At 54.0% G+C, this 14,043-nt stretch carries 18 protein-coding genes; 16 read left to right on the top strand and 2 right to left on the bottom strand.

What is annotated here, in order from left to right; genetic code table 11:
• Positions 1-191 precede the first annotated feature (191 nt).
• The 7 genes from AC1RSM_RS05570 (at position 192) to AC1RSM_RS05540 (ending at position 5,029) form a co-directional block, all read left to right on the top strand.
• Positions 192-989 (top strand): hypothetical protein, encoded by a 798-nt coding sequence (locus AC1RSM_RS05570; protein WP_492930268.1) that lies wholly within the window; start codon positions 192-194, stop codon positions 987-989.
• A 125-nt stretch (positions 990-1,114) separates the two neighbouring features.
• On the top strand, positions 1,115-1,738 hold the full coding sequence (locus tag AC1RSM_RS05565) for a hypothetical protein (protein ID WP_492930266.1): 624 nt from the start codon (positions 1,115-1,117) through the stop codon (positions 1,736-1,738).
• Positions 1,739-1,969: 231 nt separating this feature from the next.
• Positions 1,970-2,896: an SPFH domain-containing protein gene (locus AC1RSM_RS05560; protein WP_492930264.1), complete on the top strand. Its 927-nt coding sequence runs from the start codon at positions 1,970-1,972 to the stop codon at positions 2,894-2,896.
• A 14-nt stretch (positions 2,897-2,910) separates the two neighbouring features.
• Positions 2,911-3,363, top strand: coding sequence for an NfeD family protein (locus AC1RSM_RS05555; RefSeq protein WP_492930262.1), 453 nt, complete (start codon positions 2,911-2,913; stop codon positions 3,361-3,363).
• A gap of 30 nt (positions 3,364-3,393) precedes the next feature.
• Positions 3,394-4,152, top strand: coding sequence for a class I SAM-dependent methyltransferase (locus AC1RSM_RS05550; RefSeq protein WP_492930260.1), 759 nt, complete (start codon positions 3,394-3,396; stop codon positions 4,150-4,152).
• A 194-nt stretch (positions 4,153-4,346) separates the two neighbouring features.
• Positions 4,347-4,745 carry a WG repeat-containing protein gene (locus tag AC1RSM_RS05545; RefSeq protein WP_492930259.1) on the top strand — a complete coding sequence of 133 codons (399 nt, stop codon included), beginning with the start codon at positions 4,347-4,349 and terminating at the stop codon, positions 4,743-4,745.
• Positions 4,746-4,789: 44 nt separating this feature from the next.
• Positions 4,790-5,029 carry a putative hemolysin gene (locus AC1RSM_RS05540; protein WP_492930257.1) on the top strand — a complete coding sequence of 80 codons (240 nt, stop codon included), beginning with the start codon at positions 4,790-4,792 and terminating at the stop codon, positions 5,027-5,029.
• 73 nt (positions 5,030-5,102) lie between these two features.
• Here AC1RSM_RS05540 and AC1RSM_RS05535 read toward each other — a convergent pair whose 3' ends face one another.
• Entirely contained in the window at positions 5,103-5,396 is a 294-nt protein-coding gene (locus AC1RSM_RS05535; RefSeq protein WP_492930255.1) for a hypothetical protein, read from the bottom strand.
• 254 nt (positions 5,397-5,650) lie between these two features.
• Here AC1RSM_RS05535 and AC1RSM_RS05530 point away from each other — a divergent pair, with 254 nt between their 5' ends.
• Positions 5,651-6,595, top strand: a complete 945-nt coding sequence (locus AC1RSM_RS05530) for a carbohydrate kinase family protein (RefSeq protein ID WP_492930253.1) — start codon at positions 5,651-5,653, stop codon at positions 6,593-6,595.
• Between the two features lie 31 nt (positions 6,596-6,626).
• Positions 6,627-6,797: a hypothetical protein gene (locus AC1RSM_RS05525; RefSeq protein WP_492930251.1), complete on the top strand. Its 171-nt coding sequence runs from the start codon at positions 6,627-6,629 to the stop codon at positions 6,795-6,797.
• A 257-nt stretch (positions 6,798-7,054) separates the two neighbouring features.
• On the opposite strand, the gene AC1RSM_RS05520 is transcribed toward AC1RSM_RS05525, so the two are convergent.
• The gene (locus AC1RSM_RS05520) at positions 7,055-7,294 is read right to left on the bottom strand and encodes a hypothetical protein (protein WP_492930249.1); all 240 of its coding nucleotides are present in this window, start codon (positions 7,292-7,294) and stop codon (positions 7,055-7,057) included.
• A 101-nt stretch (positions 7,295-7,395) separates the two neighbouring features.
• Here AC1RSM_RS05520 and AC1RSM_RS05515 point away from each other — a divergent pair, with 101 nt between their 5' ends.
• The 7 genes from AC1RSM_RS05515 to ptsP all read left to right on the top strand — a co-directional run bounded on the left by AC1RSM_RS05515 (position 7,396) and on the right by ptsP (position 13,936).
• The gene (locus AC1RSM_RS05515; RefSeq protein WP_492930247.1) at positions 7,396-7,638 is read left to right on the top strand and encodes a putative hemolysin; all 243 of its coding nucleotides are present in this window, start codon (positions 7,396-7,398) and stop codon (positions 7,636-7,638) included.
• A gap of 231 nt (positions 7,639-7,869) precedes the next feature.
• Positions 7,870-9,792: a threonine--tRNA ligase gene (gene thrS, locus AC1RSM_RS05510; protein ID WP_492930245.1), complete on the top strand. Its 1,923-nt coding sequence runs from the start codon at positions 7,870-7,872 to the stop codon at positions 9,790-9,792.
• A 46-nt stretch (positions 9,793-9,838) separates the two neighbouring features.
• Positions 9,839-10,363, top strand: a complete 525-nt coding sequence (gene infC, locus AC1RSM_RS05505; RefSeq protein ID WP_492931469.1) for a translation initiation factor IF-3 — start codon at positions 9,839-9,841, stop codon at positions 10,361-10,363.
• A gap of 128 nt (positions 10,364-10,491) precedes the next feature.
• Positions 10,492-11,454 carry a glutathione synthase gene (gene gshB, locus AC1RSM_RS05500; RefSeq protein ID WP_492930243.1) on the top strand — a complete coding sequence of 321 codons (963 nt, stop codon included), beginning with the start codon at positions 10,492-10,494 and terminating at the stop codon, positions 11,452-11,454.
• Positions 11,451-11,858, top strand: a complete 408-nt coding sequence (locus tag AC1RSM_RS05495) for a PTS sugar transporter subunit IIA (protein ID WP_492930241.1) — start codon at positions 11,451-11,453, stop codon at positions 11,856-11,858. The genes gshB and AC1RSM_RS05495 overlap by 4 nt, the downstream gene beginning before the upstream one ends.
• Before the next feature lie 35 nt (positions 11,859-11,893).
• Positions 11,894-12,163: an HPr family phosphocarrier protein gene (locus tag AC1RSM_RS05490; protein ID WP_492930239.1), complete on the top strand. Its 270-nt coding sequence runs from the start codon at positions 11,894-11,896 to the stop codon at positions 12,161-12,163.
• Between the two features lie 60 nt (positions 12,164-12,223).
• Positions 12,224-13,936, top strand: coding sequence for a phosphoenolpyruvate--protein phosphotransferase (gene ptsP, locus AC1RSM_RS05485; protein ID WP_492931467.1), 1,713 nt, complete (start codon positions 12,224-12,226; stop codon positions 13,934-13,936).
• Positions 13,937-14,043 lie beyond the last annotated feature (107 nt).

Here is a 14,043-nt window from a genome sequence, read left to right as displayed (position 1 = left end):
GCTTTCTTAAGGGAGACGGTTTGAAATAGTAGACCTGTTCAAGGCCCTTCGCTTGCAGGGCCTGCGATTTTTCTTGATACAGGCGATTTCAATTTTGAATCTTGCTGACTATCTAAACTTGGGGACATCATGAATACTCCCGCTCAACAAGCGCATCAGGCGGTGCCTTGCATCTAATAAAGGGGAAGCATATGAGTCCGTATCAGTCATTTTTACCTGCACGTGCTCTAGGACGCTGGAGCTTGCTGGCTGCGGCTTTGCTGTTATCAGCGTGCAGCAGCGTATCCGAACCATCCAGGCACTCTGCGCAGACGGCGGTGCCTCTGTCTGCGGCCGCCAAAACGGCTTCTACCTTGGGGACCCAATGGGGCGAAGGGCGCGAGTCGCGGGTCTATTCGGTACAGGCTCAACGTGTGGAGCCACAGCGAGATGAGCTGCAATTGGCCTATTCCGATGAAGCCAGTATTCGCCGGGCTTTAGGTTCAAATCTGGATGCGCAGCGCAGCATCTTGTTGGACAAGGGCAATGTGGAGCTGTCCGTTCACGATGCGCGGGACGCGCCTTTGCCTATCTATAGCCGTGTTGGCCAAAATAACTACCAACTGGCAGGTAAAGCGGGTGAGCGCTATGTCTTGGTCTACACCAACCGTAGCGGTACGCCGTATGAAATCATCACTAGCGTAGACGGTTTGGATGTCTTGTCTGGCAAACCAGGCAGCCGCAGTCATAACGGCTATATGTTGCAAGCTGGGGCTGTGTTGCGGATTGAGGGCTTTCGTAAAAGCGCCCAGGAAGTAGCCGCTTTCCGCTTTTCTGAAAAAGATCGGGCTTACGCAGCGAATAGCCCGGCCGGTGACAGCCGCAATGTCGGTGTGATTGGTACGGTCTTGTATGAAGTACGCCCCGTTTCGGCTCAGCCATCGGCAAGCCCCGCGCCTAATCCCTTTCCCGCTGACTCGGGCCCATACGCGGCGCCACCTCGTTATTGAGCCGGCGTTTGCTGAGCGTCGGATGGGCACTTGAGGCAGGCTAGCTGATCGTTAAATGACGTTTAAGCAGGGCGCCGAGAGCGGGAAACTACGCTCTTGGTGCCCTTGAATGTCTCTGATAATGTGTGGCAGGACGATCACCTTGCAAGGGCTTGCCTGTGCCACCAGAGTTGATTCACCCAGAGCATTTTGTTCACGTACGCATCATTATCGGCATGGTGTTGGGGATCAGTATTTCCCGGCTGCTGGTTGGCGTTTCTGAATTCATTCAACACCCCAAGGCCAAGCGTATCTATCCCATTCATATGGGCTGGGTACTGTATTTGTTCCTGACCATTATTCATTTCTGGTGGTATGAGTTCAGCTTGGTCAAGGTACAGGTCTGGTCTTTTCAGCTGTATTTTTTCCTGATTCTGTACACCTGTGTGTTTGCCTTGATGGCGTCTTTGCTTTTTCCGTCCAGCTTGGCGGAATATAAGGGCTTTGAGGACTATTTTCAGACGCGGCGGCGCTCGCTCTATGGGCTTTTTGTGCTGCTGCAGATCATGGATCTGATTGATACGGCGATCAAGGGCAAGCAGTATTTCTTGAGTCTGGGCATCGAGTATCCCTTGCAGCAGCTTGTGCTGATTGCCTTGGGAATTGTTGCCATGGTGGTGCAGAGCAAACGCTATCAAGCCATCTTTGTATTTCTAACCCTGGTCTACAAAGGGCAGTGGATTTTCCGCCTGTACGACATTCTGAATTAAGAGGCCATTTCCGGGCTGTCAGGTCCTTCTACGCTTCTTGTCTTTCGTCTATTTGCGCGGTCGGCTGTACGCTGCAACCCCAGCGCTACGTTTCACCAGGCTTTTCTAAGGCTTCCCGGCCCGTTTTGTGCAGATCGCTTATAGGGTGACCAAAGATTATCTTTAGCGGAACTGTCATCGTGGCTGGGCTAGAATCGCCCTTTCAGCTGTGTTCTTGGAGATCTGAACAACATGGATGGCTCTTTTACTTTTGTAGTGGTAGTGGCGTTTTTGGCGCTGGTCGTGATTATGGCTGGGGTCAAAGTGGTGCCGCAGGGCCAGCAGTGGACCGTGGAGCGCTTTGGTCGCTACACCCGCACACTGACTCCGGGTCTGTCTTTATTAGTCCCTTTTATGGACCGCGTCGGCCGAAAGCTCAAGATGATGGAGTCGGTGCTGGACGTTCCCTCGCAAAATGTCATTTCCCGCGATAACGTTGCGGTCACCGCTGACGGGGTGGTGTTTTATCGTATCGACAATGCAGCGCAGGCGGCCTATGAAATCGACCATCTGGAGCCGGCCATCGTTAACCTGACTACGACCAATCTGCGCTCGGTGCTGGGGTCGATGGAACTGGACAATATGCTGTCCAACCGTGAAATGATCAATGATCGCCTTCTGGCTGCTGTGGATGCGGCCACGACCCCTTGGGGCGTGAAGGTGACGCGGGTGGAAATTCGCGATTTGAATATGGCCCCGGAATTGCAGGAAGCCATGAATTTGCAAATGACTGCCGAGCGTCATCGCCGAGCTGTCGTGACCAAGGCCAGCGGGCAGAAAGAGGCGGAAGTGTTGCAAGCCGAAGGTGAAAAGCAGGCGGCTGTTTTGCGTGCGGAAGGTGAAAAACAGTCTGCTATTTTGCGTGCCGAAGCTCGAGAACGTGAAGCTCAAGCAGAAGCACGTGCTACCCGCGAGGTGTCCGAGGCCATTCAAGAGGGTGATGTGCAAGCACTGCAGTACTTTGTTGGCTTGAAGTATGTAGAAGCGTTGCGTGATATTGGCAATGGTCCTAATAGCAAGCTGGTCTTGATGCCCTTGGAAGCTAGCGGCATTACTGGTGCCGTTGCCGGTGTGACTGAGCTGCTCAAGGCCTCCGGTGTGAAGCCGGGACAGGGTTAAGCGGGCGGCTGGAGGTGCTGATCTTGGCATTTATCTTTGATTCATTTTGGTATTGGCTGGTCGCCGGCGTCTTGCTGATCGCTGCCGAGGTCCTGGTCTCCGGCGTCTATCTGCTGTGGTTTGGGCTGGGGGCGCTGACCGTGGGCTTGTTTACCGCGATCTGGCCCGATGCGCCTTCCTGGTTGCAGTGGCTGATCCTGGCTATTGCCATGCTGGGCTGGGTGATTGTGGGCGTGCGCTGGCAGCGCCGCAGTCGTGTGAACCAGCCAGATATTCTGAACACGGGCTTGAGTGCCTATGTGGGTGCCCGCGCGCAGGTCAGCGAAACGTTTATCAATGGTCGCGGGCGCATTCGTTTAAACGACAGCTATTACAGCGCTACGGCTACTCAGGATCTGGAGCAGGGCACGTCAGTGATCGTTTTGACGGTGGAAGGCGCTCATATGCGTGTTCAGGCTGTTGAGTAAAGCAAGTAATAAAAATTGAGATGTAAGGCAATGATGAACAATCGCTACGGCAAGCTGGCCTCTTTGGTGTATCACCTGGACAAGCCAATCGGGCGTTCCTTCGGGGATGTTGAATACTATCAAGCGCGTTTACAGGGCATCACTGGCCCGATTCTGGAGCCTGCCGTCGGGACGGGCCGCATTTTAATTCCTCTACTGCAAGCAGGACTGGATGTCAGCGGCTTTGACCTGTCTCAGGAGATGCTGGACTACTGCCAGCGGGAGCTGGAGCTGAGGTCCTTGAACGCCAAGCTTTCTCTGGCTGGATTTACGGATTACAGCGTGGATCGTCCCTTGGATGCTGTGATCGTGCCGGCAGGCTCTTTCCAGTTACTGGATTCGTTCGAGCAAGGCATTAGCGCCTTACGTCGTTTTCATACCGACTTGAAAACAGGTGGGCGTTTGCTGCTGGACTTGGACCCGGTGGCCGCCATTGTGAATGTGAATCCGGGCATGCGCACGTGGTCCGCCCCGTCGCACGGCTTGATTACCTTGAATGCCGCGGCTCTGGAAAAGGATTTCTGCGCTCAAGTGACTCGCGAAATGCATCGCTACGAATTGTGGCAACAAGGCGTGTTGCTGGAGACCCAACTGGAACAGTTTTCCTTGCGCTGGTGGGGTCTGGACGAAATGCGCATGGCGCTTGAGCAGATCGGGTTTGGCGACATCGTAGTCTCGGGTGGCTATCAGTACGGCAAGCCGCCGCAAGATACCGATGGGATCATCACATTTGAAGCGCGTAAGCGGTAAGCAGGCTGACTACAGCCATTACCGTTCTGGAAATGGCTGTAATTTGAGACCGACTTCCTATCTTCAAGGCGCGCTCAATGAACCCTGACTCCGTTTCAACGGCATTACCGTGTGCAGCCCAGGCGGAGCCTTCCCTTAGCGGTCGGTCCAATAGCTCTTTTCTGCCTTTCAGGGGCGCGAGCTATCAACGCCGCTTGGCTGTATTACTTCACGCTTTTTTGCTGAGCTTCGCTGCTGGGCCGAGCCTAGCGTCCCAAGGCCAAAGTCTTGTTCAGGACGAGCAGGGCTGGGTGTATGTGGACGAACGTGGCCAGCCTATTGTGCGCCCCTTTATTTACGACAATGGACCGGATTATTTTGAGGAAGGCTTAGCCCGTTTCGTGTCCGAGGGAAAAATGGGTTTTTTTGACCAGGCTCTGACTATTCAGATTCCCGCCCGTTATGACTTTGCTTTTCCCTTTGTTGAAGGCAAGGCAAAAGTGGGCATGGATTGTCAATTGCGCCCTCAGGGTGAGCATCATCTGGTTCGTTGTCTGCAGTGGGAAATGATCTCTAATCCTTTGCGAAAGCAGAAGAATCGACCCTTGAAGTAAGCGGCCCACAGTACACTGCAAGACAGAATTATCCGGAGAGCACGATGAAGAAATGGGGAACACTGGCTGTGGCCGGTCTTTTATCCGCCTGCGCCAATCAAGCCACAACGCAGCCACCTGTTGGCATTGCGAACCCGGCTTCGGCATATTGCGTGGAAAAAGGCGGTCGCCTGGATATTGTGGACACGCCCAAGGGGCAGGTAGGTATGTGTACCTTGCCGGATGGCTCGGTCATCGAGGAATGGGAGCTGATGCGCCGTGATCATCCATCGGGCAAGCTCTGATCTCTAGCGCTTTAGCTTCTATACGGGCCTATGCTGCCAAGCACAGGCCCGTTGTTATTTTGGCTGGCAAGAATCAGCGTTCGATGCGTACTTCAAAGTAGGCTTCAGACTCGCCCAGGTCCCGGAAGCCATCGCTCATGGCGCGTGTGGCAGCGGCGATCCATTTTTTGGCCAGCGTAATGTCAGTCTCGGATAATTCCGTCTCTGCCGTTTCTTCGGCCAATTGCCAGGCACGGTAGGCTTGGACTACTGCCTCGGGCCCTTGCATGGCTTTTTCCAAGGTGCGGCGAAAACGCTCCTCAGCCTCGCGGCGGCCGCGGTCGGTAATATCAGAAGGAGCGTCGTGCAAAGTGATGGTATAGGACATGATGCTTCTTTTTTGCTGTATGGATAAACAGTAATTTAGCATGCCTTTTTAGCTTAGGCTAGATTTTTATGATGCCTGTTGCATCAACTATTAGCCGGCTTCTTGACACCCCTTATAGGCTCTGGGAATAAGCGGTTGTCGCTGTCTCCTAATCAGGCGTCCCAGACTTCAGCTTCAGTCATAGGCCGCCTCGTTGAGCTCCTAGGTATACTGCCACAAATACGTTCCCGCTCTCTATTTAACGCTCGAGGTGCATGGTGCAGGTAGTAGCGATTGGCAGTATTACCGTTGATATCGTGGTCTCCGATATGCCTGCCGAATTGGCGCGCGGCGACAAGCAGGAGGTGGGGGCGATCGATTTGTATCCAGGCGGCGGGGCCTTGAATGCAACGGCGGGCTTCATGAGTCAGGGCGAGTCTGTGCGACTGCTGGGGGCGCTAGGGCGGGATGGTTTAGGCGCGAGCTTGTACGCTCATATCGAACAGCTTGGGATTGATGTTGGCAGTGTGCAGATCTGCGCAGACCAGCCCACGGGCAAGGCCATCGTGTTGGTAGGCCCATCAGGAAGCGCTTCGGTATTGGCGAGACGTGGCGCAAATGCCTGCTTGAGTATTCAACCACAGGACCTGTCGGCGGACTTGATCTACGTTGCTCCCCTGGCCTTGCAGCCTATGGAGAGTCTGGCCCAGGCTTTGGCGCAGGTAAGGCAGGCAGAGCAGGGTTGTTTGGCGCTTAATCCCAGTGTCGCCTGCTTGCGACAGCAGGGAGAGGGATTCAAGCAAGTCTATGCTCGCAGCGATGTGCTGGGCCTGAACGCTGTGGAAGCGCAAATGCTGGCCGGGATTCCGGGTGCGGATATTCAGCTGGATTTGTCAGCTGGGCAAGCGAGTGAGCTGGCTACCCGATTGCAACATCACCCGCGTCAGGCGCTACTGATTACTTTGGGGGTAGAGGGCGCCGTCTTGGCCTTTGACGGGCAACAATACTTTGAGCCCGCCTGCAAGCTTAGCGTGCGCTCGACCGTGGGGGCGGGCGACGCTTTTCTATCCAGCTTTGCATTGGCCTGGAAACGCGGTATGGCACCACCCCAGGCTTTGCAGTTTGCCAGTCAGGCGGCGGCGGCACGTTTAGAGCAGTGGGCTGCCAATGCCTTTCCGCCCTTATTCGGGCAAGATACCGATGAAGTAGTGGTTTTATAAATAAAAACGACAGCACAAAGGAGGGGATGCCATGGCGACCACCATTATTATTGTGGGCTTGTATCTGCTGGTGACTGTTTTATTGGGTGTCACCCTTTTTTATACCCGGCCCAAAAGCTGGAAGCGGGACACAGGCTTATTAATGATTACGCCTTTGGCAGTGCCGGTGGTTTACGCCCTGGTGACCGTCCTGAATCGCTAGCCAAAGCCCAGCGGCGCTGCGTCACAAGCGACCTTATATTGCGCTTTATGAGTTTTTGTTGTGATTTTTGCTATATCGGTAAGCCCGTGTAGCGTGATCATGCCCTTTGTGTCGCTGCTGTGTCGGATCTTGACAATCGTTGACTTCATGTTCTGAGAGCTGGCCGTTACCATTATCTCAAGCTTGTGTTTTGTTGGGATTTTGGGATGTACACCATGATTAATGCCTCGAACTTGATCGATTATGTACCCGTGGTGTTAATGCTGGCTGGCTGCGGGATTCTTGGCTTTATTCTGTTGTCTTTCTGGCTGCACCGCTCTTGATTGAGCCCCGGCTGTGTTGCGCTTTGCAATACACCACCCACATTTACGCTTGATTTCCTCTCTATTGCTTACTGAACGTGTTGCTTTTGCTGCACGATCGTCACCACGCACTTCCACCGTCAAGCAAGTGTAGTAAGCTATTTTCACGATCTGTTTCGCGACCAGCGCTTTCATGCTTGTTTCAAGCCTGCGCTAACAGCAGACGCTGCCCACTGGGCCATTTCACTGGATGGCTTTTCGGCACCCGAATCAATCAGGTCAAGGAGAAGGAAATCATGTTTTTCCGCTTAGTATCCGCCTGCGCAGGCTCTTTGGTGTTATCGGCTTGCGCCAACACCACCCAGAGCACCAAACCCGTGGCTCAAGCCAATCTGGCCTCCACCTTCTGTCAGCGTATGGGTGGGCAAACCATCGTCCATGAAAGTGTGCGGGGTGCCTATGGAACCTGTCTGATGCAAGATGGCAGCGAGTCCGAAGAATGGGCCTTTTACCGTAGCTGGTATCCCCGAATGGACTGAATTCTTCCCCAATTGTGGTTTTTGTGGCGATACTGCGCCGCGATAGTGGGCGAAGGTGATAAACTTAAGCAATCAAATGTGTTATTTGGGAAGCAGAATCTTATGAAATCAACGCGAACTACCCGTCGGCAAATCTAGCCGTGGCCGCGTAGCGTTTCGTTTGCTTTCCAAGAACGTTCAATTCAAAAGCGCGGCCTTTTCAAGGCCGCGTTTTTTATTTCAGGAAGTGTTATGGTCCGAATCACACTGCCCGATGGCTCCCAGCGAGAGTTTCAGGGCCCGGTTTCCGTCAGCGAAGTGGCGAACTCGATTGGTACAGGCCTGGGCCGCGCTGCCCTGGCTGGCCGTGTCGGCACGCCCGGCACCGAATCGCGCTTGGTGGATACCTCGTATGTGATTGAGCAGGACAGCAATCTGGCCATTATCACTGCCAAGGACGCCGATGGTCTGGATTTGATCCGCCACTCGACCGCTCACTTGCTGGCTTATGCCGTTAAAAGCCTTTTTCCGGATGCTCAGGTCACGATTGGCCCGGTCATCGACAACGGCTTTTACTATGACTTCTCCTACAAGCGTGCCTTCACGCCTGAAGATTTGGAAGCCATTGAAAAGAAAATGGCTGAACTGGCCAAGAAAGACGAAGTGGTTACCCGCGAAGAATGGCTGCGCGACGACGCTGTGGAGTTTTTCAAGAGCATCGGCGAGGACTACAAGGCCGAAATCATTGCCTCCATTCCGTCCAATGAGCCTATCAGTCTGTACCGCGAAGGCGACTTCATTGACTTGTGCCGTGGCCCTCACGTGCCTTCCACTGGCAAGCTGAAAGTATTCAAGCTGATGAAGGTGGCAGGGGCTTACTGGCGTGGCGACAGCAATAACGAAATGCTGCAACGCATTTACGGTACTGCCTGGGCGACCAAGGAAGATCAACAAGCGTACTTGACCATGCTGGAAGAGGCCGAGCGCCGCGACCATCGTAAATTGGGCCGTGAGCTGGATCTGTTCCACTTCCAGGAAGAAGCCCCTGGTTTGATTTTCTGGCACCCCAAAGGCTGGGTGATCTGGCAGCAAGTCGAGCAATATATTCGCCGTGTCTACCAGGACAATGGCTATCAGGAAGTAAAAGCCCCGCAAATTCTGGACTTGTCGCTGTGGAAAAAGACGGGTCACTGGGACAACTATGCTGAAAACATGTTCACGACCGAGTCGGAGAACCGAGTTTATGGCTTGAAGCCCATGAACTGTCCGGGCCACGTGCAGATCTTTAATTCCGGCCTGCACTCCTACCGCGAACTGCCGATTCGTTATGGCGAGTTTGGCCAATGTCACCGCAACGAGCCCTCTGGTGCCTTGCACGGCATGATGCGCGTGCGTGGTTTTACTCAGGACGATGGTCACATCTTCTGTACCGAAGACCAGTTGCAAGATGAATGTGCGGCCTTTACCGCTCAATTGCAGGCGGTCTATGCAGACTTTGGTTTTACCGACATTCTGTATAAAGTGGCTACTCGCCCCGAAAAGCGTATCGGTGACGATGCGGTGTGGGACAAGGCTGAACAGGCTTTGATTGAAAGCTTGCGTCGCACAGGCTGCGAGTTCGAGATTTCTGAAGGCGAGGGCGCTTTTTACGGTCCGAAGATTGAGTACACCTTGAAAGACGCTATTGGCCGTCATTGGCAATGCGGCACAATCCAGGTGGACTTCTCCATGCCGGCCCGCCTGGGTGCCGAATATGTGGATGCTCAGGATCAGCGCCGCGTGCCTGTCATGTTGCATCGTGCTATTTTGGGATCTTTCGAGCGTTTTATTGGCATGCTGATTGAAAACCACGCGGGCGCTTTGCCAGCCTGGTTGGCCCCTGAGCATGTAGTGGTATGCTGCATTTCTGAAAGTTCGGCTGATTATGCCCAGTCAGTCGCGCAAAATTTGAAGAAAATGGGGTTCCGTGCCTCGTCTGATTTGCGTGGTGAAAAAATCACTCGTAAAATCCGTGAGCACAGTATGCAAAAAGTGCCCTATATTCTGGTCGTGGGTGAAAAAGAGCGTGAAAACGGCGCAGTTGCCGTGCGTGCGCGTGGTGGTGTGGACTTGGGCGTCATGCCGTTAGCCGATTTTTCCGCACGATTGAAGCAAGAGATCGATAGCCGTCAGTAAAACAGGAACGCTATCGTTTTTATCGACATTTTTAGGAGTTTTCGACATCGCAACCGAGAAAAAACATCGCATCAATGGTGAAATCCGTATTCCAGAGGTGCGACTCATTGGAATCGAAGGTGAGCAGCTAGGCATCGTCAAGGTGCCTGACGCCTTGGCTATGGCTGAACAAAATGATGTGGATCTGGTGGAAATTGCCCCTGCGGCTGCGCCACCCGTCTGCCGTCTGATGGATTACGGCAAATTCCGCTATCAGGAACAAAAACGCCAACAAGAAGCGAAAGCCAAGCAAAAGATCATTCAGATCAAGGAAGTCAAATTCCGTCCCGGTACGGACGAGGGTGACTACCAGGTCAAGCTGCGTAACGTGAAGCGTTTCATCGATGATGGCGACAAGGTCAAAGTAACCTTGCGTTTCCGTGGCCGTGAAATGGCCCACCAAGAACTTGGGATGCGGGTGCTGGAACGGGTTCGTGATGAAGTGAGCGAAATCTGTCAGGTTGAAGCGATGCCCAAGCTGGAAGGCCGTCAAATGGTCATGGTTTTGGCACCTCGCAAAAAGGCAGCCTGATACTCTTGCACGATACTGCCTGGGTTTTCTCAGGAGCATTATGCGTCGCCCGACTCGCTCCCAAGTAGCGAGTCGGGTACATTCGCCTTTGCAGCTCGTCTGCAAGGGCGTTTTTCTCTAGGTGGGATATGCACGTTTTATTCATCGTCGACCCCTTGCCCAGCCTGTCGGCTTACAAGGATTCCTCCGTAGCCATGATGCGTGCATTTCTGGCGCGTGGTCATCGCGTCAGCGTCGCCTTGCAGTCTGATTTGTACATTGCTCACAGCCGGGTGCGTACGCGCAGCCAGGCCGTTGATATTGCTGCCGATGCCGATTTGCGTGCGCCTTCGTGGTGGACTCATCCCCAAGCCGCGTTAGAGCAGGAATTGAATGTCTTTGACGCTGTGATCATGCGTAAAGATCCTCCCTTTGACATGGAATATGCCTATTCCACGCACCTGCTCAGTTTTGCGCAGGAACAAGGGGCCAAGGTCTTCAATTCGGGTGCTGCCATTCGCAATCACCCCGAAAAACTGGCTATCACCGAATTTCCGGAATTTACACCCCCCACCTTGGTGACCCGTGATATGGCTCGCCTGCGTGCCTTTCACCAAGAATATAAAGACATCATCGTCAAGCCATTGGATGGCATGGGTGGCATGGGTATTTTCCGTTTGCAGGACCCTGAGCCCAATCTGGGTGCCATTTTGGAAACGCTGACCGACAATGGGACGCAAACCATTATGGCGCAGCGCTATATTCCCGAAATCGTCAACGGCGACAAGCGTATCCTGATCATTGACGGAGAGCCGGTGCCTTATGCATTGGCCCGTATCCCCTTGGCTGGCGAGACACGCGGAAACCTGGCAGCAGGTGGACGTGGGGTTGCCCAGCCTTTGTCCGAGCACGATTGGCATATTGCCCGCACGCTGGGCCCGGTCCTGGCTGAGCGCGGCTTGTTGTTGATTGGCTTGGATGTGATCGGTGACTACGTGACTGAAATCAACGTAACCAGCCCAACCTGTTTTGTGGAAATTACTGAACAGACTGGTTTTGATGTTGCGCAGCGTTTTGCCGAGGCCGTCGAAAAAGCGACGGAACGGACGTGATTCGCCTTGCCTTGATCATGCATGAGCCTTTGGCCAGCGCATTTGCCAGCTGTGCCGAGCACGTTTTGGGCGAAAAGCCCGATTTGTTCGTTTTTGATATTCAAGCGGACGAGTGCACGGATACGGCGGTAGAGCGCTTGCTGGGGCAATTGCAATCGCAAGCTCCTGATTCTCCAGCCACACTGATTTTGTGTGATCTGTATGGCGCCACCCCCTTTAATGTGGCCCGCCGAGTCCAGCAAGCCTTGCAAGATCAAGGGCAGAGCGCGTATTTATTGACCGGCACCAATATGTGCATGGTCTTGAAAGCTTTGACCGAGCGACGTGACAATCCTGAAAGCTTTGCGCAGGATGTCATGGCAGGCGCTTTGCGTGGCATCGTCCATGCCGACTGCCATTGCTAATTTGAATTTTCACTTTCATTTTTCCAGTTGCCCTTATGCCTAGCGTATCCATCACGATCAGTAATAAATTAGGTCTTCATGCACGGGCAGCAGCCAAGCTGACACAGCTGGCCGGCCGTTATAGCAGTGAGATTTTTATCGCGCGCGGTTCACAGCGCGTGAATGCAAAAAGTATTATGGGTGTCATGATGTTGGCTGCCGGTATGGGTGTCACCGTTGTTGTTGATGCCCAAGGCGATGATGCCGACCAAGCCCTGAGCGATATTCAGGCGTTGTTCGATGCCAAGTTTGGCGAAAACGAGTAAGGAAAAAATCTGGTTATGAATAGTGCTGCAGCTCGAACCCCCGCCGCTGATTTGCCCGCGATGTTTACCGCCCAAGGTCAAGCAGTAGGTAAGGGATACGCCATCGCTAGGGCGGTGGTAATGAGCGCTGCAGCACTGGAGGTCCCTCATTACCGGATCGCTGCTGAGGACGTTGATTCCGAGAGCCAGCGCCTGCTCAGTGCCATGGCCAGTGCACGTGACGAGCTGCGTGTCATGGTGGATCAATTACCTGTGGACGCGCCACGCGAGCTTGCCCCTATTTTGACGGTGCACAGCCTGTTGCTGGACGATCCTATGTTGACGCAGCAAACCTGCGCCATCATTGCCGAGCGCCATTACAACGCGGAATGGGCCTTGACCTCTCAGGGACAAATGCTGGTTGAGCAGTTTTCCCAGATGGAAGACGAGTATTTGCGCGAGCGGGGTGCGGACGTGCGCCAGGTTATCGAGCGGGTGCTGCGTGTTCTGGCTGGCAAGCCTGCTTTATTGCCTGGCTTTTCGGCTGCTCAGGAAGAGCCGCTGATCGTCGTGGCACGGGATATTTCCCCTGCGGATATGCTGCGTTTACGCGGTGGTCATTTCGCCGGTTTTCTGACGGACCTGGGCGGGCCCACCTCACATACCGCCATTGTTGCCCGTAGCTTGAGTGTCCCCGCCGTGGTGGGGCTAGGCAGCTTCCGTACCTTGATCCGTGATGGTGATTACCTGATCGTAGATGGCTTTTCGGGCGCCGTTATAGTCAATCCGTCCGAGCTGGTCCTGGCCGAATACCGTGAGCGTCAAGAAGCCTATCGACTTGAACGGGCCGAGCTGGAAGAGTTGCTGGATGCGCCAGCCATGACCCTGGACGGTATTACCGTGCGCCTGGAAGCCAATATTGAGCTTCCAGAGGAGGCCGAGTTGGCCTTGAAAGCGGGTGCCGACGGTATTGGTTTGTTCCGCAGCGAGTTCCTGTTTATGGGCCGCACGGATTTGCCTACCGAACAGGAACAGTACGAGGCGTATTCCCGTGTGGTGAAAGCCATGAACGGTAAAGTCGTCACTATCCGTACTCTGGATATCGGTGCTGACAAGACTTTGGATGGTGATGCAACCGTCGCTACTAACCCCGCCTTAGGCTTGCGCGCGATTCGCTACTGTCTGGATCGGCCAGAAATGTTTGCCACGCAATTGCGTGCATTGCTGCGAGCTAGTTTGCACGGGCAAATCCGTATTCTTATCCCCATGATTTCTTCCATGAGCGAAGTGCACGCCAGCCGTCAGGCTATCGAATCGGCGGCCCGCGAACTGGAAAAGTCAGGCACGCCGTTTGCACGCAACTATTTGCTAGGCGCCATGGTAGAGGTGCCCGCCATTGCGATTGCGATTGAGCCTTTTGTGCAGGAACTGGATTTTCTGTCTATCGGCACTAACGACCTGATTCAGTATGTTTTGGCCGTGGACCGTGGCGATGCGGAAGTTGCCAATCTGTACGACCCCATGCACCCCGCGGTATTGCGTTTGATCGCCCACACCATTAACGCGGCTGAGCGCGCTGGCAAGCCTGTGGCAGTGTGCGGCGAGATGGCAGGGGATGCCTCGGTGACCCGTATGTTGCTGGGGCTGGGTTTGAAAGAGTTTTCCATGCATCCGCAGCAATTGCTGGATGTGAAAAAAGAAGTGCGTCTGTCCCATTCCAACGCCTTGCGTGTGAAGGTAGCCAGTGCCTTGAACCGGGCCGAGCGCATCGACTTGGCAACCTTAGTTGCCTAAGTGATTGAAAATAAGCTCATTTACTTTGCCAAATATGTAACAAACCGGGGCTCTATCCCTACGAGCGATTCTATTTGTAACACGCCCTAAGTGGGGTGTACGTGCTA

The sequence above is a fragment of the Alcaligenes sp. GW821-FHT11D07 genome (assembly GCF_058808495.1).
Note: the sequence above shows the minus strand (reverse complement) of the source record. Positions and strands in the feature narration are given on the sequence as shown.

What these genes read in the sequence shown, in the direction of transcription:
- AC1RSM_RS05540 (WP_492930257.1), top strand. Translation starts at nt 4,790, where the DNA reads ATGAAGAAATGGGGAACACTGGCTGTGGCCGGTCTTTTATCCGCCTGC.
- AC1RSM_RS05490 (WP_492930239.1), top strand. Translation starts at nt 11,894, where the DNA reads ATGCCTAGCGTATCCATCACGATCAGTAATAAATTAGGTCTTCATGCA.
- gshB (WP_492930243.1), top strand. Translation starts at nt 10,492, where the DNA reads ATGCACGTTTTATTCATCGTCGACCCCTTGCCCAGCCTGTCGGCTTAC.
- AC1RSM_RS05550 (WP_492930260.1), top strand. Translation starts at nt 3,394, where the DNA reads ATGATGAACAATCGCTACGGCAAGCTGGCCTCTTTGGTGTATCACCTG.
- thrS (WP_492930245.1), top strand. Translation starts at nt 7,870, where the DNA reads ATGGTCCGAATCACACTGCCCGATGGCTCCCAGCGAGAGTTTCAGGGC.
- AC1RSM_RS05515 (WP_492930247.1), top strand. Translation starts at nt 7,396, where the DNA reads ATGTTTTTCCGCTTAGTATCCGCCTGCGCAGGCTCTTTGGTGTTATCG.
- AC1RSM_RS05535 (WP_492930255.1), bottom strand. Translation starts at nt 5,396, where the DNA reads ATGTCCTATACCATCACTTTGCACGACGCTCCTTCTGATATTACCGAC.
- AC1RSM_RS05570 (WP_492930268.1), top strand. Translation starts at nt 192, where the DNA reads ATGAGTCCGTATCAGTCATTTTTACCTGCACGTGCTCTAGGACGCTGG.
- AC1RSM_RS05530 (WP_492930253.1), top strand. Translation starts at nt 5,651, where the DNA reads ATGGTGCAGGTAGTAGCGATTGGCAGTATTACCGTTGATATCGTGGTC.
- AC1RSM_RS05525 (WP_492930251.1), top strand. Translation starts at nt 6,627, where the DNA reads ATGGCGACCACCATTATTATTGTGGGCTTGTATCTGCTGGTGACTGTT.
- ptsP (WP_492931467.1), top strand. Translation starts at nt 12,224, where the DNA reads ATGTTTACCGCCCAAGGTCAAGCAGTAGGTAAGGGATACGCCATCGCT.
- AC1RSM_RS05520 (WP_492930249.1), bottom strand. Translation starts at nt 7,294, where the DNA reads ATGAAAGCGCTGGTCGCGAAACAGATCGTGAAAATAGCTTACTACACT.
- AC1RSM_RS05560 (WP_492930264.1), top strand. Translation starts at nt 1,970, where the DNA reads ATGGATGGCTCTTTTACTTTTGTAGTGGTAGTGGCGTTTTTGGCGCTG.